The 22,609-nt window shown below is 43.8% G+C and carries 18 protein-coding genes; 7 read left to right on the top strand and 11 right to left on the bottom strand.

Features of this window, described 5'->3' with window-relative positions; translation table 11 throughout:
* Nucleotides 1-15: 15 nt before the first annotated feature.
* On the top strand, nucleotides 16-927 hold the full coding sequence (locus tag BFJ94_RS03110) for a LysR family transcriptional regulator (RefSeq protein ID WP_120461098.1): 912 nt from the start codon (nucleotides 16-18) through the stop codon (nucleotides 925-927).
* On the opposite strand, the gene BFJ94_RS03105 is transcribed toward BFJ94_RS03110, so the two are convergent.
* Nucleotides 908-1,375 (bottom strand): GNAT family N-acetyltransferase, encoded by a 468-nt coding sequence (locus BFJ94_RS03105; RefSeq protein ID WP_120461096.1) that lies wholly within the window; start codon nucleotides 1,373-1,375, stop codon nucleotides 908-910. The two genes, BFJ94_RS03110 and BFJ94_RS03105, sit on opposite strands and share 20 nt — an antisense overlap.
* Before the next feature lie 213 nt (nucleotides 1,376-1,588).
* Between BFJ94_RS03105 and BFJ94_RS03100 the strand changes: the two genes are divergently transcribed.
* Nucleotides 1,589-2,224: a nitroreductase family protein gene (locus BFJ94_RS03100; protein ID WP_120461094.1), complete on the top strand. Its 636-nt coding sequence runs from the start codon at nucleotides 1,589-1,591 to the stop codon at nucleotides 2,222-2,224.
* 288 nt (nucleotides 2,225-2,512) lie between these two features.
* Here the strand turns inward: BFJ94_RS03100 and BFJ94_RS03095 are convergent, their stop codons facing one another.
* Nucleotides 2,513-3,529 (bottom strand): S66 family peptidase, encoded by a 1,017-nt coding sequence (locus tag BFJ94_RS03095; protein ID WP_120461092.1) that lies wholly within the window; start codon nucleotides 3,527-3,529, stop codon nucleotides 2,513-2,515.
* Between the two features lie 357 nt (nucleotides 3,530-3,886).
* Here BFJ94_RS03095 and BFJ94_RS03090 point away from each other — a divergent pair, with 357 nt between their 5' ends.
* From BFJ94_RS03090 to BFJ94_RS03075, 4 genes are all read left to right on the top strand, one after another.
* Entirely contained in the window at nucleotides 3,887-4,279 is a 393-nt protein-coding gene (locus BFJ94_RS03090) for a hypothetical protein (RefSeq protein ID WP_120461090.1), read from the top strand.
* A 73-nt stretch (nucleotides 4,280-4,352) separates the two neighbouring features.
* On the top strand, nucleotides 4,353-5,570 hold the full coding sequence (locus tag BFJ94_RS03085; protein ID WP_120461088.1) for a hypothetical protein: 1,218 nt from the start codon (nucleotides 4,353-4,355) through the stop codon (nucleotides 5,568-5,570).
* Between the two features lie 5 nt (nucleotides 5,571-5,575).
* On the top strand, nucleotides 5,576-7,987 hold the full coding sequence (locus BFJ94_RS03080; protein WP_120461086.1) for a hypothetical protein: 2,412 nt from the start codon (nucleotides 5,576-5,578) through the stop codon (nucleotides 7,985-7,987).
* A complete protein-coding gene (locus tag BFJ94_RS03075) occupies nucleotides 7,984-8,850 on the top strand; it encodes an ATP-binding cassette domain-containing protein (protein WP_120461084.1) in 867 nt (288 codons plus the stop codon). Before BFJ94_RS03080 ends, BFJ94_RS03075 begins: the two co-directional genes overlap by 4 nt.
* 80 nt (nucleotides 8,851-8,930) lie before the next feature.
* Here the strand turns inward: BFJ94_RS03075 and BFJ94_RS03070 are convergent, their stop codons facing one another.
* The 8 genes from BFJ94_RS03070 to sdaAB form a co-directional block, all read right to left on the bottom strand.
* On the bottom strand, nucleotides 8,931-9,689 hold the full coding sequence (locus BFJ94_RS03070) for an ABC transporter ATP-binding protein (protein WP_120461082.1): 759 nt from the start codon (nucleotides 9,687-9,689) through the stop codon (nucleotides 8,931-8,933).
* A 5-nt stretch (nucleotides 9,690-9,694) separates the two neighbouring features.
* A complete protein-coding gene (locus BFJ94_RS03065) occupies nucleotides 9,695-12,013 on the bottom strand; it encodes an ABC transporter permease (protein WP_120461080.1) in 2,319 nt (772 codons plus the stop codon).
* Nucleotides 11,998-13,296 carry an MFS transporter gene (locus BFJ94_RS03060; protein ID WP_120461078.1) on the bottom strand — a complete coding sequence of 433 codons (1,299 nt, stop codon included), beginning with the start codon at nucleotides 13,294-13,296 and terminating at the stop codon, nucleotides 11,998-12,000. The genes BFJ94_RS03065 and BFJ94_RS03060 overlap by 16 nt, the downstream gene beginning before the upstream one ends.
* 13 nt (nucleotides 13,297-13,309) lie before the next feature.
* Complete coding sequence (locus BFJ94_RS03055; RefSeq protein WP_120461076.1) at nucleotides 13,310-13,936, bottom strand: TetR/AcrR family transcriptional regulator; 627 nt, start codon at nucleotides 13,934-13,936, stop codon at nucleotides 13,310-13,312.
* A gap of 391 nt (nucleotides 13,937-14,327) precedes the next feature.
* Nucleotides 14,328-15,035 carry a helix-turn-helix transcriptional regulator gene (locus tag BFJ94_RS03050; RefSeq protein WP_120461074.1) on the bottom strand — a complete coding sequence of 236 codons (708 nt, stop codon included), beginning with the start codon at nucleotides 15,033-15,035 and terminating at the stop codon, nucleotides 14,328-14,330.
* Nucleotides 15,036-15,181: 146 nt separating this feature from the next.
* Nucleotides 15,182-16,504 (bottom strand): aromatic amino acid transport family protein, encoded by a 1,323-nt coding sequence (locus BFJ94_RS03045; protein WP_120461072.1) that lies wholly within the window; start codon nucleotides 16,502-16,504, stop codon nucleotides 15,182-15,184.
* A 175-nt stretch (nucleotides 16,505-16,679) separates the two neighbouring features.
* Nucleotides 16,680-17,552: an L-serine ammonia-lyase, iron-sulfur-dependent, subunit alpha gene (gene sdaAA / locus BFJ94_RS03040; RefSeq protein ID WP_120465065.1), complete on the bottom strand. Its 873-nt coding sequence runs from the start codon at nucleotides 17,550-17,552 to the stop codon at nucleotides 16,680-16,682.
* 21 nt (nucleotides 17,553-17,573) lie between these two features.
* Nucleotides 17,574-18,272, bottom strand: a complete 699-nt coding sequence (gene sdaAB / locus BFJ94_RS03035) for an L-serine ammonia-lyase, iron-sulfur-dependent subunit beta (RefSeq protein WP_120461070.1) — start codon at nucleotides 18,270-18,272, stop codon at nucleotides 17,574-17,576.
* A gap of 513 nt (nucleotides 18,273-18,785) precedes the next feature.
* Here sdaAB and BFJ94_RS03030 point away from each other — a divergent pair.
* A complete protein-coding gene (locus tag BFJ94_RS03030; RefSeq protein WP_120461068.1) occupies nucleotides 18,786-19,475 on the top strand; it encodes a helix-turn-helix transcriptional regulator in 690 nt (229 codons plus the stop codon).
* Between the two features lie 127 nt (nucleotides 19,476-19,602).
* Here the strand turns inward: BFJ94_RS03030 and BFJ94_RS03025 are convergent, their stop codons facing one another.
* Nucleotides 19,603-22,263, bottom strand: a complete 2,661-nt coding sequence (locus BFJ94_RS03025; RefSeq protein WP_120461066.1) for an adenosylcobalamin-dependent ribonucleoside-diphosphate reductase — start codon at nucleotides 22,261-22,263, stop codon at nucleotides 19,603-19,605.
* Between the last annotated feature and the right edge of the window lie 346 nt (nucleotides 22,264-22,609).

Raw genomic sequence — 22,609 nt, 5'->3', positions numbered from 1 at the left:
TAATAGGTGATCATTATGGAACTCCGGAATATTGTAACCTTCTTGCGGGTCGCCGCCACCCAGAATTTCTCTAAAGCGGCGGAGCAGCTAGGTTATTCTCAATCCGCTGTAACGATTCAGATACAACAATTAGAGCGGGAGCTGGGAACACAACTATTTGAAAGAATCGGTAGACGGGCGAGTTTGACGGAACAGGGAGAGGCCTTTATTTTCCATGCCAACGAAATTATGAGGGTCACTAATGCGGCCAGAACCTTTGCCGTGGACAGTGATATTCCCAGAGGGACACTGCATATAGGGAGTGTAGAGTCAATCTGCACCGCGATGCTTCCGAAGCTGCTGCTGCAATTTCATCATGTATGTCCTATGGTGGAGACTACTATAAAAACCGCCACCACCGATGAACTGATCGATATGCTCAAGAGCAATGAGATCGATCTGTTGTTCACATTGGACCAGAAGGTTTACGGTTCAGAATGGGTGCGACCTGTGCTGGAAGAGGAAGATATTGTATTCGTGACTTCAAGTGGTCATGCCATAACAGATGGAGCGCAATTTGACCTGCAGACCATTATGGACGAGCCTTTTATATTGACGGAGAAAGGAGGCAGCTACCGCTATGAGCTAGAAAAGCTATTGGCGGAACAGGAGATGGAGATTCGACCTGTGCTGGAAATCGGTAATACCGAAACGATCATTCACCTGCTGGAGGAAGGCATGGGGGTATCCTTCCTGCCCTTGTTTGCTGTAGAACAGGCGATCAGGAATGGCTCATTATCCCGAATTCAGACGGATATCCCCGCTGTTCGCATGTGGAGTCAGCTCATCTATCACAAGAACAAATGGGTAACTCCGCAAATGCAAATATTCGTCTCCATCGTTGAGGATTTTTACAAAAAACTCCACCTTACAAGAAATCCAGTCTAAGCCGGATCATATCGCGGCATTGAAGCCCATCCTCAAAAATCTCCTCATCATAGTTCCTGACGAAGAAATCCTGATCGACCCCCGTGATCCGGAACCCGCATTGCTGATACAATCTAAGCTGAAGCAAGCTCGTATTGCCCGTGCCAATCTCAACTGAAGCCGCATTCAGGCGCTTCGCCTCTTCAATCGCATGCCGTACCAGCGCTTTGCCAATCCCGCGCCCTTGATGCTGCTCGGCTACAGCGATATTTACAATTTCAATCGTTCTCGGGTGAGTATGAATCAGAACGAATTCCCCGACCAGCTCATCCTCAATATATGCTAGATAACAGACTCCCCTTGCTACATATTCGTCTACTAACGTTTTGGAAGGATCAGCAAGCAGTAGTAGTTTATAGGGGATCTCCTCCCCTTCTTGCAGATCAAGCAATCTATATTCGATGTTCATTTCATCAGCTCCAGTCTTTGTAGATGACGCTCATCTAACCTAATTTAGTTCATATTAACACCATTCAAGTGCTAGTAGAGCAGCTATTTTCATAGAAATTTAACTTTTCACAAAAAATATACTTTCAAAAAGTAAGCAAATAACATATAATTATATTATGAATTAAAGAAACAATATTTAAATAATAATTATTTTACATAAGGAGTGTTACCCATGAATGACTTTGTATCCATAGTTGAAAACCGACGTTCCGCCAATAAATTTATCAAAGGCGTACAGCTACCAACCGAAGAATTAGAGGAAATATTCAAGCTGGTTAAATTAACTCCGTCTGCGTTCAATCTGCAGCATGCGCATTATATCGTAGTCAATGACCGGGATACGATCGAGAAGCTATACGCGGCGGCCTATAAGCAATACAAAGTGCTTACCGCATCTGCAGTCGTCCTCGTTCTCGGTAATTTGGAAGCGTATAAAGATGTGGCACGGATCAATGAAGGCTTCTTGAATTTGGGTGTGCTCAGCAAACAGGAATATGATATGGAGGTTCAATCCGTAACTAGCTTCTACGAAAATGGCGGACCGCAATTCATGCGTGATGAGGCGATTCGTAACTCCAGTCTGTCAGCACAATTATTCATGTTAGTTGCCAAGGACAGAGGCTGGGATACTTGCCCGATGATCGGCTTCGATCCTGACGCCGTGCTGGAGCTGCTGAACATTCCTGACAATTATATTCCGACCATGCTGATTACCATCGGCAAATCCGATCCATCCAGCCAGCGTCCACGCGGCTATCGCAAGCCGGTCGGCGAATTTGTAAGCTATAACGAATTTGGCAAGCAATAATCATACTGCCAGCTAATTCTGGCGACTGCTGCTCCGAACTGCGACTACGCTTAGTTGCAAAAATACACTTATTCCGCTGGAAAACGGCTTGAGATCAGAAAATAGATGCGAAAATGCAACTGTTTCCCGACCTAATCTCGATTAAGTAGAAAATCGTCCGAATAGTTGTACAACGGCACTTACATTTCCTATTGAGGGGATAAACGGAATATTTAGTTGCATATATGCACTTATATCTCCTCCCCCCAGAAAAAACCGTCAGGGACAAGCTTCCCTGACGGTTTCCATTTAATCCTTGAAAGTCTGCCTGATACTCCCCTTGCCATCCGCAGTCTCCACTTCGGCATACGCCCCATTGATCAGCGTAATCTGCGGCGGAACATGGCCGAAGTCCATATCATAGATAATCGCTAGCCCTAATTCTTCAGCGAGCTCTTGATAGACATCTAGAGCGGTATAATTATCGACTGGCCGATTCGCACTGCTTCGACCAAACATAATGCCGGAGCAGCTCTCAAACCAACCGGCTAATTTCATATGCACCAGCGATCTGCGCAGATCGGCGGTGTTCAGCTCACAATTTTCTAAATACCACAGAATCGGTTCATCATGAATGTAGGACTTCTGAAACTGCCGAACATCCCCGAATGGAGTGCCGATCAGATGCCTGATCACATCAACACAGCCACCCAATAACCGTCCTTCCAGCTTCACTTTCTCTCCAGAGACGGTCTTCCATGACGTCGGCTCCGTTAAATGATAGACACATGGTGATGGGTTGCTATGCTGCCATTCCTTCTGATAGTACGGTGAGGAGTGCTGAAGAACAGATTCTCCCAGCTTTGTGCTCAACACCTTCTCCCACATCGCGGTTGTCTCATCCGAGTATTCTCCGCGTAAATCGACCAGATTCACTCCATGTGCGGTAGCGATTCCTGTCTTCAAGGTCAGGGCCAGCAGCAGAACACTGATGTCTGAGTAGCCTAGAATCCACTTATTCTGAACGTTGTCTAAATCGATCAACTCCAGAATTTCAAGCAACAGCTCTCCGCCCCAGGGAGGAATTATTAAATCGATTCTCTCATCACACATCATTTCATTAAACTCAGCAGCACGAACCCGGGCCGGAGCTGATTTCGCTTTATCCTGCATCCAGGCCGTCTCCCCACAGACGATGCTGTAGCCCTTCGCCTCCATACGGCTGCTTGCTTGCCTAAGCAACTCATGCAATTCGACAGGAACTCCCGATGAAGGCGCAGTTACGCCAATCGTGGCACCCGAATGCAGAGATGGGTATTTAATCATCAGCATTCACCTCAGATCTATTACTTTCGATGATTTATCCCATCTTAATGCACGATATGAAGCAATGCAATACTTTAAACTACTACCCTACAATTATACAAAAAAACTAATAAAGGAATACTATGTAAAAATAATGTAGAATAGAGTTGAACATATATCTTTCCTCTTAAAATCTATCTTATCTCTTCAAAACTCCACCAGGATACAACCTAGTAAAATAGTGTCAAACGATAGTATATGATTCATTTAATAAGGAAAACGATTACATTATATTCAAATATATGGTATTATACATTTGAATGTTCATTCACTACTCTACCGGCCGGTAAGAGAACTATGCTAATCGGAGGGATTAATTTGAATTTTAAAAAGTCAAAGCTAGCACTCATCACTATATTCGCAGTTGCGTCATTAATGGCCACTAATAGTGCATTTGCCGCTTCTTCTGTAAAAGGTAAAGCAGGCGGTTACGACACTTCAGGAAGCATATCAATTAACTCTAATAGTGCTACTGCAAATACTAGCGCAGGTGGCAGTGCCTTTACTTATGTTGAAGTTACTTACAATTATAAATGGGGGGATCTAAAGGATTCCTATAGCGTAACTAAATCCAATAATGGAAATCAACCAGCAGTTTCTGTAACAGCATCATCACAATATGCAAATCCATTGTCGGTTAATGCTACAGCTACTCATAAAGTTCAAGTGGGAACCGCTACATGGACAGATTATACCAACATTAGCTATTAATCAAACTGTCTTCCGGAGAGAAGCTTCTCCGGAAGACAGTAATCAGATTTATTTGTAATGAAAGGAATCCATAATGAAGAATCTTATTAAACCTTCTTATTTATGCCTGACTATGGCTCTATTCATTGTCATTACAGGGTGCTCATCCTCTGACAACCCCCGAGATAACAGCTATCATATTGACACCGATTATCCGTATATGTTTTACCAACAGGGACTTGGGTCGCCAATTGCTCCTTCTGATCAAGGCTATTACTTTCTCGATCAGAACTTGATTTATTATGCAGATAAGGCCACGATGAAACCTGTCCTTCTCGATAATCGCCCTAATCATGGATGTCTTCAAGAACCAACCACTCAAAATTGTTACGCCTATGTACAATCTGATAGTAGTCGTAGAGCCAATTTTCTGCAATTTTATGATTCCAAGCTCTATGTTCTAGAGAGCTATCAGGATAAAGAGCATGAAGAAATGTTCCATACTTCCTGGATTCTATCGCGAATGGACGCGGACGGAAAGAACCGAAAAACTGTAAAAAAATTTGAAACAGCGCCAAATTCTTTGGCTATTCACCGTGGTTATCTATATTATTCCGTTACAGACAGTGATAAAAATGGGGTATTGCATGCCAGTGTTCGTAAAATCCCTATAAACGATCTTAACCAGGAAGGAAAAGAAATATATTTAAGTACAGGAAAGAATGAACGCATAGGTGACCTGCTTCCCTATGGAAATCAAATGTATTGGATCTATATAGACGATCAAGGTTATAATACGATACGTTATGATTTCACAACCGGGCAAATTAATAGGCTATGGGCTCAGGAAGAGACGAGTTTCTCCAGAATTCTGAGTATTTCTGATAACAAGTTATTTTTCAGTTATTTCTACGGCGATCCTTCGGATACACGAGTATTCAGTAAATATTCGAGCGATCTGAAGGGGGGTAACATCCAATCCGTTAAGTTGGAATTCCCGCCGGTTATGTCCTATTTCTATCAAGATTCACGTTATTCCTATGTCCTTCCAATTTACGAATATATACGGGATAGAACAGATATCCCCCACAAAATGGCTATTTACTCAAAGGAACAAATTAGTCCCAAAATAATAGAAATAGACATGAATGGGGTTATTACTCCTTATGATATGGTTATCGGAGATGATCGTTATATGTTTATAATTTATGGGCTCCCTAAGGATGATAGTGGAATTCTCTATTTGGACAAAGATCTCATCTCAACAGGTAGTGCTAAATTTCAAACGCTGCTCGAGACGAAGCAGAAGTGATCGATATGTGGGGATTAATTATTTATGAATGCAACAAATTATGGAATCGAAAATGGTTCTTCCTGTTAGTTATTCTGCTTCTGATCAGTAACATCTGGTTTATTCATACCGAGGAAATCAAACAACATGATGACTTGATAAATATTAAAGCTGAATATTACAGTAAAGAAGCAAACTTCAAGCATCTTGATCCGGCCACTGGAAGCCAACGTGCCATGCAAGATGAAGAATTGCTGTCTAAATACAGTATATTCGCTCTGGAAGAGCTTGAATCACAGAATGGAATATGGAGAACGATGGCAGAAGAAGCACGGGCCGATGATCCTGAGGCATATTCTCAGTATACTGAAAGTCCATACTACGCGAATTCAAAGCTCATAGATCATGACTTGCTTGTTGTCTCCCGTATAAAAGAGCAATACACTTATTTTGAACAACACAAGCAGCAAATCACGTCAATGGAACAGAGAGCCGCCGAAATGAAATCGGTCTCTATTTTTGCACATAACGGGACCTCCTCCTATCGAAATATAGAAAAGACCGTACAAGACTTCAAACCACTCCAAGATTTGCCTCTCCGTCTAGGACTCGAGGAAGGGCTGACAGCCGGCACCAAATCAGGTTCTACTGACCTGATATTAATATTGCTCATTTTTCTGCTATGCACCCTATTATTTCAATTCGAGAAAGAACAAGGTCTAATTAAGCTTTACCGTGCGACTCCCCTTGGAAGACTTGATCTGCTAGCATGCAAACTAATTATACTTGCTATACTCATTAGTTTGTTTACTTTATTAGCCTATGGAACGGTGCTATGGGATATGCAAAGATTATATGGATTCGGCGAGATGTCCAGGTACATTCAATCCATGCCTGCATTTGCTAACGCCGCTATTCCAATCAACGTTGAACAGTTCCTCATCTATTTCATTATGCTAAAGCTTGCTGTCAATCTATTGTTAGGTTTCATTATGGCCGTTCTATTCCTACTGTTCCAAAATGCCGGCGCCATCTATCTTAGCCTCTCTCTATTAATTGGCTTAGGCTTATACTGTTACTTCTCGATCCACCCCAACGGGGAATGGAACACTATTAAATATTTGAACATAGCTGCTTTCTATGACACCTTTCAGCTTCTGACTGATTATCGGAATCTGAATTTATTCGGGACTCCTATTCAAAAGATACAGGTGACCCTATGGGGGATGGGCATCCTCCTGCTTATACTTCCCTTGATATGTGTCTGGTTAACTGCCACTGGATACAGCCTGACAATAAGAGCTTTCGGTATTCGCTTAATTCATTGGTGGAGACGGCTTCCCTTTGCAATCAACCGTTACAACTCTCTATTTCCTCATGAGTTATATAAGCTTATGTATAGCGGTAAAGCCTTATTTATTCTAATACTAGCTATTGTGTTAGCATATCAAATGGTTGATAAGCAGGAGCGAAGATTTGACTTTGATACAGCTACATATAATCGATACATTTCTGAAGTAGACGGCTTGCTTACAAATGAAAAATTACAATTTCTACAAACTGAGAGAGCGCGATTTGATTCGATACCTGACCAAGTTACGGAAATCTATCAGCGGTATAAACAAGAAGAGGTTTCCTTGTCTGTATATTATCGCAAACTTCTACAATTACAAGAGTATAGCAAGCAAGAAAAAGCATTTAGATTTATTGAAGAGCAAAGAGATTATTTGCTTCATCTAAAAGAAGGCCAAGGCATTACCGGAAGTTTTGTAAATGAAAATTCGAGCAATCAATTATTTCAACGACAGCAAGAAGATTTATTCGACGGCTTGCTCTTGATCTTATTAGTCCTCACGGGGATCAGCCCATTAATCGCAATGGACGAACGCTTTGGTATGACTCAACTATTAAGGAGTACACCGCAAGGTAGGAGTAGTCTTTTTAAGAGTAAACAGTTAGTAGCAAATATATATGCCACACTCCTACTCATTCTGTTGCAGTTCCCGAAATATATTAATGTCCTAAAGCGATATCCCGGATGGGATTGGAATTCTCCCGTTCAGAGCATTAAGTTGTTAGAAAGGGTAAGCTGGAAGATATCTATCTTGGACTATGTCATATTAACCAATCTGCTACAAATCTTTGGTCTATTTGTAATCGTTCAGATAGCTGTTTTTTGGGCGGTGATTATTCGTAAACAGGCATATTTCTTGTTAATTTCAACCCTTTTTTTCGCCCTGCCTATAGGTCTTCATCTGTTGGGAGCAACTTGGATTTCTCCCTTCACATTCAATCTCGTATTCCAGCTCTACTATGCTTTCCAAGAGTATCCTTATTCTACGGGAATATCAATTTATTTCTTCGGACTTTTACTAGCTGGAATTATTGCAAATTGGGCAAGCTGGCGTATCTATTGCAAAGGGGGCTTTAGTAAATGAAACTCAAGATTCATTCCGTTACGAAGCGATACCAGGGCGGGCGCAAGACAGCGATTGATCAATTCACAGCAGAACTAACTCCCGGAATATATGGTTTATTAGGGCCCAATGGAGCTGGAAAATCAACACTCATGAATCTGATCACGGATCAGATTCAGCCCGATGAAGGAGAAATTCTCTATGGAGGGAAAAACATCTCCAAACTAGGGAAATCCTTCCGTAGTATACTAGGCTATATGCCACAGCAGCAAAGGCTCTATGAAGATTTTACAGGGAGGCGATTCCTATGGTATATTGCATCCTTAAAAGGAATGCGCTCCTCACTGGCTAAAGAACGAATCCAACTACTACTGAACACTGTTAATTTGGAGGATGATGCGGATAAGAAGCTCGGAGCCTATTCCGGTGGCATGAAGCAACGAATTCTGATTGCTCAGGCTCTGCTCAATGACCCGCAGCTTCTCATTCTTGATGAGCCAACGGCTGGATTAGATCCAAAAGAACGGATTAGAATCCGAAACTTTATATCCACAATTGCTGCAGACAAGATTGTTCTGATTGCTACACATGTCGTGCCTGATATTGAATTTATATCTAAAGAAATCATTTTATTGAAACAAGGGCGACTTGTCCTAAAGGACGAACCTCATCGGATTGTTGCCGGACTGCAAGACAAAGTGTATGAATATCTGTTGTCGGAACAAGAACTCATTCAAATTCAAAGCCAGTATCGTGTGAGTCAAATTACCCGAGGCACAGAAGGTATCTGGACTAGAATTATACATGATGAACCGTTAAAGGACAGACTATCCAGAAAAGTTGAGCCTAACTTAGAGGATGTATACTTGTATCATTTTGAATAATAAAAATACTGTCTCGAATTCAACAGATTGGTAGAGACAGTCTTTTTACTTTTGTTCTTCATTTTATTAACAACTAAATATTATACCCCGATCTCCCGCATTTTCTCATTGACTTTCTCGATCCTCTCATCGAGATCGGCTCCTCTATACCTCGGGAGCTTCAGCTCGCTGGCGATTTTACCATCACGCATGAACAGGATGCGTTCCGTCCGCGCGGCCACCATCGCGTCATGGGTGACGAGCATCACCGCCGTTCCGTCCGCGTTGATCTCGCCCAGGAGCTCCATAATCTCCTGGGCCGATATGGAGTTGAGCGCGCCCGTAGGCTCGTCACCAAAGATGACCCTCGGGCTGTTCATCAGTGCGCGGCATATGCCCGCACGCTGCAATTGCCCGCCCGACACCTGTGTAATGTCGCGCTGTTCAAGCCCGGCGATACCTACCCTTTTCATAAGTGCTCGCGCTTTCTCTACTATTTCCACTCGCTTCTTGCGATGATCGCGCATCGACGGCAGGATGATGTTATCGAGAATATTTAGATTTTTCAGCATCGTCGGCTGCTGAAAGACAAAGCCCATTTGGGTTCTACGCAGATCCGAGAGCTCATTTTCACTCGCCTCCGCCAGATTTCTGCCCTCAAACACGACTTTTCCTTCATTAATACGATCCGTTCCACTCAGTGCAAACATCAGCGTCGATTTCCCCGAGCCGGATGGCCCCATCACAGCAACGAACTCGCCTTCGCGGATCTCCAGGGACACCCCGTCAAGAACATGGTGCTTCTCATCGCCCTCGCCAAAAGATTTTACGATATGTTCACCGATTATCATCCTCTTCATATATGCTACTCCTTTATATTGTCGGAAATTTGTATTCGTCCCGCGCCCAAGCTGCCGAGAATCGTGGCAATCAGAACCGAACCTATCATCAGCAGCGGATTAAGCAGGTAAGCTGAGAGCGGATTGACGGCAAAATGAAAGGTCGACGCTCCAAACGACGAAATCATCGCCCCCGCTAATCTCTCGCCTAATGTGTTTGCTAGAAGTGTACCGAGAACGATGCCTGCGATCAGAATGAACACGGAGCGCGAAATATACTGTACCGTAATATCCGAGTCTGTGTGACCGAGTGCTTTCATAACGGCGATAGAATATCTATCCTTGGCGATAAGCATTTTCATAAACAGTAGCGTAACTAGCACAGCAATGATCAGCGCAACAGCAATGGAGACATGAGAAGCCTGTCGTACTGAACTGATTGTCGATCCGAAGGTCTGCGCCACAAATTCATCAATACCGGATACTTTGGCATAAGCGTAGCTGTCCGCATATTTTGCAATCGTCTCGTCAATATGAGCCGCATTCACCAGCTCCACGCAAATGACATACCACATCACATCCGCAGCATCGTCCTTAAAAATCGCCTTCGCCGTCTTGCCACCATTCGTAATATCGGAATAGATTCCACTTACCGTGAATTGAGTTTCCTGCCCCTTAATCACCAAAATGATAGCATCGCCGACCTTTTTGCCCAGCTCATCGGCATTTAAGACAGAAAGAGCAATTTCATCCTCTGCAACGGGGACCCTGCCCTTGGAATACTCTATCGGAAAGACCGAATGATCGCCGAGCTCGACTTTTATATTTTCCTCCGTTCCCTTCTCTGTCTTTATCTTAAATGTTTTCGTCGTAAGAGCAGCATACTGGGTAATAGCAGGGTCCGTGCTCATCACCCTCACAATTTCAGCAGCCTTCTCCGATAAATGATCGGTCTGTTGAATATCCAGGCGTAAATCATAGCTACCAATCCCCATGTATTGGATGAAGCTTGATGAAGCAATCGTGTTGTGGAGATTCTGTGGAACAATCATGATGAATACGGAAAATACCAGGACCACCAGCATGGTAGCATACAATCTTTTCCTAGCAAGTACATCCTTAATCCCCAGAAAGACATTCGTATTCAACAGCCTGTTTCGATGCAGACAAAACCGCTTGGCGCCCGTACTTTTGTCCCGGGAAATGCCGAACCGCACCGCTTCCGCAGCGGAAATGGTCCGGAACCGCCTTAGCACTCCGTTTACATACGCAAGAATCGCCAGGAATACCAGCAGTACACCGATGACTCCTAATGCCGTGGCAAAAGAGGCGTTTTCGCTCTCCCCCATATAGAGCCGTATATTCTCAAGCAGCTTGCCTTTGAACAGAAAAGATAGCGCAAAGCCGAGAATACTGCCCACCGCCGCAATCGCAGCATACTTGGCCAGATAAAGCTTCCTGATGTCGGAAACACGCAGTCCGAGCGCCTTCATGACGCCGATTTCCCGGTAATCGTCTTCGATCTTCGCCAGTAGCGTAAAGCGAATGCACAGAAATGCGATAGCCACGACAAGCGCGCTTACCAGGAGGATTACGGCAATCATGATGCCATCAGACAGAGCGTTAATCATTTTGAACAGCGGATATGTAATCGTTGGGCCATTGGCTTCAAGACCTGCCGCAGCATAGGCGGTTTCAAACGCACCGAGCGCCGACAAATCCTTCAATCTGAACTCGATCAGATACTCCACACTTCCCAGATTTTTGATTTCATCGTAATCATTTTTGCTTATAAGAAACCGCTTGGAAGAAGAGAGCATCGAATTCATCTGTGAATCGCGAAGAAAGCCCGTAACAGTAAACTCTTTCCCGCCTATGACCGCCTTATCACCGACCCCAACAGTTTGGTCTTTCAGATAATTGATAGGAACATAGAGTTCGCCATCGGATATGTCTATGATCTGCCCGTCCAGATCAAGAAGATAATCGAACTTCTCACTCTGTGTGCTGAAGCCATTGTCCTGGACACTATTCACAAGGGAATGAGCGCCAAGCCGAATTTGTGAACCGTCCATATTGAGAAATTCAAGCACCTGGAATTGATCTACATTACTATTCTGCTCCGCAAAGGTTGTAAGCCGTTCTGTATCGACATCTCCTGAATGCATCTGCATAAAATGCGGAGTCTGGGCTTGCGTCATCAGCGTATCCAGCGCACCCGACAGGTTGACGATCAGTATCGCCGCAAGAGAAACTAGCATAGCAGCAGCCGCGACGAAGATCGCAGTGGTGAGTGTAATCAGCTTGCTCTTCGAGATATCATTGCGGATTATTCTTGAATACATAGGTACCCCCTGTGTTCCAGTTCTCTAACCGATTTCAGTTGATACAGAATGACCGAGATTATACTTAACAGCATCCCAGCAACGATAATGAGTAGTCCCGTTCCTCTGCCGCTGCCTGTACCGATCACTCTACCAACACTATCAGCTAGCACGCCCCCTTCCACTAATAAAGGAGTGAACAGGTAATCCGCCATCAGCCCCGCCAGCGCATATGCAGCCACATAGCCAAATTGGGAAATGACACCGATCAGCGCCCATGCCCGTCCTTGAGCGGAATTATCAATATTGGTGCGGATAAGATAATCGAGACTTACATTGGCAAAAGGGATCATGGCAAAAAAGAGAAAACCTGCGACACATATCAAGATAATATTTTCACGCAATCCGAACATAGCCATAAATATCCCTACCATGAACATAGAGAATGATAATATTTTTACATAATCCTTCTTGATCGGAAGGAATCCGATGACCACACTCGTTACGAGCATACCCGAAGCTACAATGGTCTCGACCGTTCCTATTACGGAGCTATCCGAAAAGGCCAACAGCATCGGAATTGAAAGGGTCTCAATAATTCCAAGTAGAAAGGTTAGCAAGGATGTCATGAAGATCAGGACAAGTACCCCTCTATTCCCGGATATGGCACTCCAGCCATCCTTGAAGTCCCGAATGAACGAATTGGCCCGCTCATAGGTCTTGGCAGCCAGACCGCTGCGCACGACGAGTGTCGTCGTAACGGTGACAAAAAAAGTGCAGATATCGATGATCAGCAGCAGCTTGATATCCCAGATCATAAGCAAATATCCGGCAATAATCGGAGAAATCAAAAATTTAGACGTGCCCGCTATCTGGACAAGACCACTTGCCTTGGTGTACTGCTCCTTCGTAAGTAGATCTGTAACCGTAGCTTTGTAGGCCGGATCAAGCAGCGACGAGAACACCGAGCTTATCGTTACCCCTACGCAAATCTGCCATAACTGCGCCTCTCCGCGAAGCATGCAAAGCAAGATGAATACTAGGCCGATGGCAGAGAGGCTGTCGCCTAACACCATAAGCAGTCTGCGATCATAACGGTCCGCCAGCACGCCCGCAAAGGCGCTTAGCAAGAGCGAGGGCATGAAAGCAAGCAAGGTGACGAGGCCCATCGCGGATGCCTTTCCGGTCATCTGGAACACATAGATCCCCAGCCCGAACGAAGTAAGTCCGTTCCCGATCGCGGATACAAACTGTCCTGACCATAAAATAAGAAATTTTCCAAAAAGCTTGTTCGAATTATCCATCACTGCCTCCATTTCAGCCGCCAAACATCCGCATCACATGCATCAGACTTCCACTCTCCGCGCCAAGCAGCCTCTCAATGTTGTAAATAAATGCCTGCGCCCGCTGGGCAAGCTCCTCCTGCGTCAGCGGAACCAGATCATCATCGAAGATGGCATTGGCGTAGATCACAACCATCTCCATGCATTCATATGGAAAGGGCGTGTTGAACAGCCCCTCATCGATCCCCTCGCGGATCATCTCCGCCAGGATCGGCGTAACGCCGTTGATGATGACCTTTTGCAGCTTCTGATGCATCAGTGCGTTTTGCGGCCTATGGATATGCTCCATGATCTCCTCGCTGCTTCCGCCGCTAATACTAAGTGCCATAACAGCACGCATAATCCGCTCAACGATAGGAATGCTCTTGTCTGCGGCAATTTCCTGCGCCGCCCCTAATAGACGCGCACTATACCGTTCGATCAGCGCATCCATAATATCCTCCTTCGACTTGAAGTGATAATACAGCGTCCCCCTCGCAATCCCGACTTTCTCCAGAATATCGTTCGTACTCGTACCATCGAAGCCTTTCTGCGCGAACAGTTCATCCGCCGCATCAAGTATCTCATTCCTGCGCTCATCCGCATCCTTAACAACTCTCATTGTTCCACCTCCTTCTTTTACAGACCGACTGTCTGTCGGTAATATAGTAACATATCCTACTTTCCACTTTCAACCACTTTTTCTTACCCTTCGAACAAGAATACCAGAACGATAATGGTAAGGCACAAGTTTACTCACCTATGGGGGCTGGGTCGCTAGTAGCTGCTAAAATACACTTATTTTTCGGAAAATAACCCTGAAATCAGAAATAACTGCGTAAATACAACTATTTCCAGACCAAAGCCTCGTTTGCGGAAAAATCCGTCCGGATAGTTGTATAAAAGCAGTTATATCTCAGGTAGAGCGAGAAAAGCACCGATATAGTTGCATATTTGCACTTAGAAGCTGGAAAGGCCTAACTATTACAATTGCCGATAGAATCACTTAAATTCTAAGCATCGTATAAGGCCTGTTTACCGCTTTTACAGTTTCCCTGCTCGTTTCTGGGAGTAGATTTGCGCAAATGCAAATAAACGGTATGTTTCGTGATTTTCAACGTATTTGCCACGATTGTCACCGCATTTCTCATATTAAACACCCCCCGATCATACAAAAGACCGATAATATGCTTATTTCGATTTGCATACGTTATGTCAGGAGAAGCATCCACCGCTTCAATCGTCCGCTCGATCGTTTCAAGAATCATATCCTCAATGGATGATGCACAATTTCCCTTCTGTGCTCTTGTTTCAAGGCCCGGCTGTGGTAAAAAACTCTGAAGAAATCCGGAAAACGATTCATCCAAGTTTATATTAATACACAGAAAGCCAATCATTTTTCCAGCTTCACCACGAATGGCTATCGTGCTTGATTTCATCGAGCAGTTCTTCTTACTTTTGGTAAAATAATGGATCGCTTGCTTCGAGTTTGAATCCTTGATCTCACTCAACATCTGCAAAGCCTCATTCGTAATCGGGACTCCTAATTCTCGGCCCGTATGATGCCCGTTCGCGATTTTGATGACGGTGCTTTGATAGTCCTCCAAGCTATGCAGCACAATCTCGCAGGCATCTCCCAAATAATCGGCCAGACCTTCCACGATAGAATCATAGGATTGCAATATCGCCCGATCACATTCCGTAAAATTCATATGCTTCATAATTGTTCTTCCTCCCTTCTATGGATAACTCTTGCTTGAAGCCCTAATTGAATAAAAAGAGAGCTTTTTCAGATGCCAATGACAAGTCACCTGATCAAGCTCAATAGATCTAGATTAAATTATTTAATTAGAGATAATGCTTTAAACTAGAATAATGATTTCAAGCTTGCCAGGACAGTTAGAACACCTACAATAATGACGAATACATTGCTAAGTTTTCCTTTGTATTTAGCTAGTGCAGGAACTTTACGGATCGCATACATTGGCAGAACACATAAGATAGCAGCAACTAGTGGACCGCTGAGCGTATCTATAATTTCAAGAATGCTTGGATTGGCATAAGCGGCATACCAGCATGTTAATACTACAAAAACAAGGATCGCTCTCTTAACTGTTTTCTCTTTCAGGTTTTTTCCGCGCGCTTTACCGGCCGAGATGATCATATCACGCATCACTTCATATGCTCCTATATAATGACCCAGAAAGGACTTTGTTATCGCCACAAAAGCAATAATAGGAGCGGCAACAGCGATTAAAGGTGAATTAAGTCGATTGGCCAGGTATGAAAGAATCGATAAATTCTGTTCTTTAGCCATAACAATATCATTTGGAGTCAAACTCAAGACACTGCTCCAAACAAAGAACATCACTACGACGAATGTCATGATATAACAAACTTTTTGTATTTGTGCACATTTGGCGTCAACAGCTTGTAGTCCGTAAGTTTGTTTCTGTTTAATCACAAATGACGAGATCATAGGAGAATGATTAAATGAGAATACGATGATCGGCAAAATCAACCATATCATGCTGAGATATCCTCCTAATCCTGTTGAAGCTGTAGAAGCACTTGAGAAACTAAGCATCGACGTATTCCACTGTGGAATTAAAGATATTGCGATAAAGAGCAGTGAAGCTATGAAAGGATATACCAGCATGCTCATTACCTTTACAGTAATGTCCTGACCAAAATTCAGTATAGCGATGAGACCGAGTACTAATACAAGCGATAAAATGGCTCTTGGCGGCTCATTCATATGCAACTGATTCACGATAAAACTACTTGCAGTATTTGTTAGGGCAACCGAATACATCAGCACGATAATATATATAGAGCAGAAAAAAACGATGTTAAAAATTACACTTGCCTTAGAACCGAAATACTCTCTGATCGTACCTGTAATCCCTTCATCAGCAGAATTGGAAGCATATATCATTTTAGCAAGCGCCCTATGCGAGTAGTACATGACGGGAAGTGCAAGAATTGTAATCAACAGTAATGATAGCAAACCTCCTGCTCCCGCATTAATAGGTAAAAAGAGTACGCCTGCTCCAATCGCTGTTCCAAAAAGGCTCAATGCCCAGGTAGTATCTTGTTTATTCCATTTCTTCGGGTCTAAATATTTTTCATCAGTTTCTGCTGTATTTTCAGCTGTAAACTTAAGTCTTTCCGCTGTGTTTACATTCATGTAATAATTCCTCCTTGTATGCAGCTGTTAATCTGTTTGCGTTTACAAAATTCTGGAATTGTTATTTTTTTCACAAGGCATATTTGTCATGCCCACCACTCTTGTAATTCAATCCGATTATTATAATTTTTTATTTTATTAATAATATATTATCACCTTGTTTTCTAGTGCTCTTTTATTCGAAAATTTTGTTTTTAATGGCAATTCCTGTAGGTGTGCCTGCAATTCCGCCTAAACCTGTCTCTCTTAATTCGCGAGGCATCTGTCTCCCTACTTTGAACATCGCTTCAATTACTTCATCAGCATTGATGATGTTGGTTACGCCCGCTAATGCAATATCCGCAGCCACTAAGGCATTAGCCGTTCCAATAGCATTTCTCTTGATACAAGGGATTTCTACCAAACCTGCAACCGGATCACAAACTAAACCTAGTAAATTTTGTAGTGCCGTTGAGAAAGCTTCAGAAGATTGCTGAGGTGTTCCTCCAGCGGCTTCTACCGCTGCAGCTGCAGCCATGGCTGAGGCACTGCCTACTTCAGCTTGACATCCTCCGAAGGCTCCGGAAATACAAGCATTATTGGCGACTACCATTCCAAATAAAGCTGAAGTAAATAGAAAATGGATCTTGTCTTCATGGCTTAGCTGTAAACTATCCTCAATAGTAAACAGTACTCCCGGGATCGTCCCACTTGCGCCTGCTGTTGGAGTTGCACAAATTACTCCCATTGATGCATTTACTTCATTAACTCCGATAGCGTTTTGGACCCCGAACATCATCAAATCTCCAGAAAGGGTTTTTCCACTTTCGCGATATTGTTTTATTTTAACGGCATCCCCTCCGGATAAACCGGTCGGAGAAAATACTCCGTCGCCCTCAGTACTTTTCTTTGCGGCATTTTCCATCGTGATCAGGTTTTTTTCCATCTTGCTCCAAACTTCTTCATAAGAAGCTTTAGTTTGCTCGATTTCCTGCTCTATTGCTAATTCATAAATTGGCTTTTGTCTTTGATTAGCCGCATCGATTATTTCCTTTATAGTCATGTACATCATGTTTCACCCCTCATCTAATCAAAGAATTATGATATTAGCTGTACCGCTGGAATTCCGCAATTCCTTCTGAACATCACTAGATAATTGCGAATCTAAATCAAATTGATATAAATATTTCCCAGACTTTTCTATGCTATTAAAATTGTTAATTTCCACATTATATTGTTTAAGGATCCTGCGTAATATAAATTCAAGGTCATCTCTCTCGGAAATCGCTATAATCACTGGCAAGGGGCCTTGAAGCTTTAAACTAAAACCGTCAATTTCTACATGCTTGATTTCAATTAATCCGCCACCGACGGAAGTACCCATTGTTCTAATACTCCGATTTCCATCCTCCAGATAAATATCTGCAGTATTCGGATGACCCGCAGGACTATCACCTGCTTCTTCTAAAAAGGTAATATCAATTCCTTTAGATTTCGCGATCTCAATAGCACCAGGCACTCTACTATCATCGGTAGAAAATCCTAATATACCGGCAATAATGGCAAAATCAGTTCCGTGTCCTTTATGGGTTTCAGCAAATGACTCATAATACCTAATCACGATTTTTTGGGGAAGACCTTGAAATAATTTATTGGCGACTGTTCCAATTGCTAAGGCACCTGCAGTATGTGAACTGGAGGGGCCGATCATAACCGGTCCAATCACATCAAAGCAACTTTTATAATTAATAACCTTTTTTTCCTTAATAGGCACTACGTTCATGTTCATATAACATTCCTCCTCCTAGTTGCCAGATAAACAATGATTACTAAATTCCATTTTCCGGCGTCATTCCAACTAAAGGAATACTATCACCTGCCATGTAAAGGTTTTCAAAAGTGACAGTAACAATCATCACCCCTTTTCTTAGTACTAATTTGAACACTTGTATAAGTTAACTTTGCAATCAATGCCATCAAATCAACGATCATTTGAATCTGATCCTTCTTTGAATAAAATAGAATATTTTAGAATAATTTATTACAGTAATTATTTTTTATTACTGTAACTACAGAATACCACATGAATGATCTTGGTGTAAATAAATAATAAGAAATTATTTTCACTAAAATTTATTATTATAACATTATGTGACAATACATTTATTTTTTCTCTCTGTAAAGTTCCAAAAACCTTGTTATAATAGGGTTGATCTTAGTATGAACACGGAACTAACGAGCAGTCTCATGATAAATAGGAAATTGGGTATAATTGGTTATTCTTATAAGGAGGAATACTTAGTTGGATAATGAACTATTTCGACACTATCAAAATATAATGAATTATTTCGGGGAAATTTTGGGAGCTAATTATGAATTTGTATTACATGTTTTAAAACCTGATGGAGGCTCTTATATCGGCCACATCGTCAATGGAGACTTAAGTGGAAGATCTTTAAATAGCCCTTTAACTAACTATGCAAAAAAATTAATCAGCGAAAAAGTATATTTAAATCAGGATTATGTTGTCGATTATGTTGGAGAAGGACCAAAAGGTAAAAAATTCCGTTCATCCACTTTATTTATCAAAGATCATGAGGGGCAATTACAAGGTCTTCTATGTATAAATTTTGATGCGGATGTCTATAGGAAAGTCGTAAAGGATATATTAAAATTGGTCAATCTAAGCTCAGATATAGAACTGATCGAAAAGAAAACGGATCAGGAGCAACCCGTAGAAAAACTTACAGATAATATTCGCAATATCATTTATTCTGTAATAGATAAGGATATATTAGAATCCGGTGCTCAATTATCACCTGAACAAAAGAGACTCGCTATCTCCAAACTAAAAGAATACGGGATATTTGAAATTAAAGGCACCATAAATGAAGTTGCTGAAATCATGGGAATGTCGGAATCAAGTGTTTATCGTTATCATCAAATGATATCTCGCAACGACAAGCACCTTCACTCAAGCCAGAGCAATTAATCGAGCAATAATGCTTCTAGTCATCTAAAAAACCGGTAGACAAAGGTTATAAGCCTTGTTTACCGGTTCTTCTTCATACCCCAGAAATATCAATTCAGAAGTTCCTTCGATTACTCATTACCTTCCCTTATCCACACTTGCTATACCCACAATTACTGCAGGTCTTGCAGCCCTCGATATTGATCAGCGAGGCGGAGCCGCAGGATGGGCATAGGTCGCGGGATGCGGCCGGGGCGCTATAGCACAAGTCGATCCCGTGATCATGGTCGTGATCATGCCCATGCTCATGATCATGAGCGGCATGCTCCTCTTGGTGATGATCTACCGTGGCCGCAACCGGAGCCGGATCATGATCGCCGCCGAAATGATCGCTCTGCACATGGATTTCCAGCGCTTTGGCGACGGCGTCAGCGATCGATTCGACGCGGTTCGGACCGAAGCCGATCGCGCCGGAGCCGCCGATGCCCTTCAGATGCTTGATCAGCAGCTCGACCTTGTGACCATGATCCCCGTAACGCAGGAATAAAGAGCAGACGCGGCCTAAAGCTTCCGCCATGGCGAATACGTCAGATCCGGCCTTGCCGACGTTCAGGAAGATTTCACTCGGAATTCCGTTCAGATCATTGATCGTAATATAGGCCATGCCAAACGGTGTGTTGATCTTATACGTAGCGCCGTGCAGCACTTGCGGACGTTTCTTATACTGTTTATCTTCAACTGGCTTCTGGCTGGCTGTGATGCTGGTATTCCCACTCTGATTAGCGTTATCAGCCGGTTCCTCTGTCGATGCAGCTTCACTTGCCGCCGAGGCCTTAGCATCCTTAGCCTCTTTCGCTTCTTTCGCTTCCTTGTCTTCCTTCTTCTCCGTCTGCAATACTTGAACATCACGGCTACCATCACGATAGATCGTAACTCCTTTACAGCCGAGATCGAAGGCAAGCTCGTACAACCGCTTCGTATCCTCCACTGTGAAATCGGACGGGCAGTTCGCCGTCTTGGAGATCGAGCTGTCTACCCAGCGCTGAATAGCCGCTTGGACACGGATATGATCCTCCGCAGACAGGCTCATCGCGGTGACATAATAATCCGGCAGCTCTTCACCCGGATGCGCATCCATCCAGTCTTGAGCGATCGGAACGAACTGTTCGTCGAAGCCGAGCCGGCTCTGACGATAATATTTGAAGGCGAAGTAGGGCTCAATCCCTGTAGATGTCCCTACCATCGTACCCGTACTGCCCGTCGGAGCCTGGGTGATCAGAGTTACGTTACGAATTCCTTGCTCACGTATCGCTTCGCCAACCTCCGGATATACCTTAGTCATCACCTTCATGAAGCCGCTCTGCAGATACTTGTCTGCATCGAAGGCAGGAAAGGCCCCCTTCTCGGCCGCAATTTCAGCCGAGGCCAAATAAGCTTCCTTGGCAATGAATCCATATAATTTATCGAGGAATTCCAGCGATTCCGGACTGCCATAGCGGATATTAAGCTTGATCATCAGCTCGGCAAGCCCCATCGTTCCCAGACCTACGCGGCGTTCCTTCTTCTGATTCTCCTCATTTTCCTCAAAATGATAAGGTGTCTTGGTGATGACATTATCGAGAAAACGCACGGAATAGCGCGTTGTAACCGCCAGATCCTCCCAATTGACATCATGCTGCTCTTCATCATAGAAGCGGGATAGATTGATGGCCGACAGATTACATACGCCCCAGCCAGGCAAGCCTTGCTCACCACATGGGTTCGTACAGATGATCGGGTTGAAGTACCAGCTATTAGACATTTGATTGTAGTATTCCATGAATACGACGCCTGGCTCGGCCGATTTCCAGGCGGATTCAATAATCGTATGCCAGATTTCACGCGCCTTCACCGTGCGGAAATGCACGACCTTACGCCCGGCCGCCTTCCATTTATCAAGATCGCCATCCCATACTTCGGTATAGTCTTCATCCGTCGTATCCGGGAAGACCAGCTCCCAATCCAGATCCTCTTTGACAGCCTTCATGAACGCATTGCTGACACATACTGACAGGTTCGCGTTAGTGACTTGTCCCATCGTTTGCTTGACGGTAATGAAATCAAGCACATCCGGATGCCAGTCATTCATCATCAACATCAACGCACCGCGACGACTGCCGCCCTGCTCGATCAATCCTGTCGTATAGCTGAACAATCCGCCCCAGGATACCGCACCGCTCGATGACCCGTTAACGCCTTTGACTACAGCCCGGCGTGGACGAAGCGAGCTCAGATTGATTCCGACACCGCCGCCGCGAGCCATGATTTCAGTCATTTCACTCAAGGTCTCCATAATACCGCCGCGGCTGTCCTTCGGAGAAGGGATAACATAACAATTGAACAGTGTCAATTCATCGCTCGCTCCCGCACCAGCAGCGATCCGACCACCCGGTACGAGCTTCCAATCCTCCAATATACCGCGGAACTTCTGCGACCACTCTGCTTGCTTCTCCGGTGTCTCTTCCACCGAGGCCATCGCATCAGCCAGACGGTCCCACATCTCTTCAGGTGTCTTCTCGATATTCAGCGTCAGCTTCTCAACATCAGACTGCACCAGCTCGCCGCTGCGTGTCTTGACGGTAACCATTTGGCCGTCGCGAGCGACCACTTCGCCAACTTCCTTCGTAGGAAATTTCGGATCATCCTTGGTCAGGACGAGAACAACATCCCCCACCTTGGCATCACTGGGATCCGGATTCTTCCAAGCGTACCGATCCAAGAAGATTTTCTCGCTAAGCCCTTCCAGGCGCTGTTTTTGCTTTGTTTTCAAAGAAAACACCCTCCTAATTATTAGAACTGTTGTAACTACCCTCAGCCGATTTCTTACCGATTCCCACCGAATCCTGAATAATAACGACTGATATAGTGTTAGCTAATTTCAACAAAAACACAAAAAAACAAGCTCAATATAGTAATGGCACTTAACCGAGCTACCGACAGACAAAGAATATTTCTGATTTACAGGATCAGATCAGGAATATTCATTCCGTGGTATGTAGATGCCCTCATTAGCTTCCCCGGATGCTGTTCCTAACCCTGGACTCCTGCTCTGCCGAGCTCTTAAATCAAGTAGCGATTACGAGATTGAACCATAGAAATAGCTGTTCCTGTTATGA

It is taken from the genome of Paenibacillus aceti, from assembly GCF_003614185.1.
GTDB classification, from domain to species: Bacteria; Bacillota; Bacilli; order Paenibacillales; family Paenibacillaceae; genus Fontibacillus; species Fontibacillus aceti.
The sequence above is the reverse complement of the archived record's forward strand: the minus strand, read 5'-3'. Positions and strand labels throughout refer to the sequence as shown.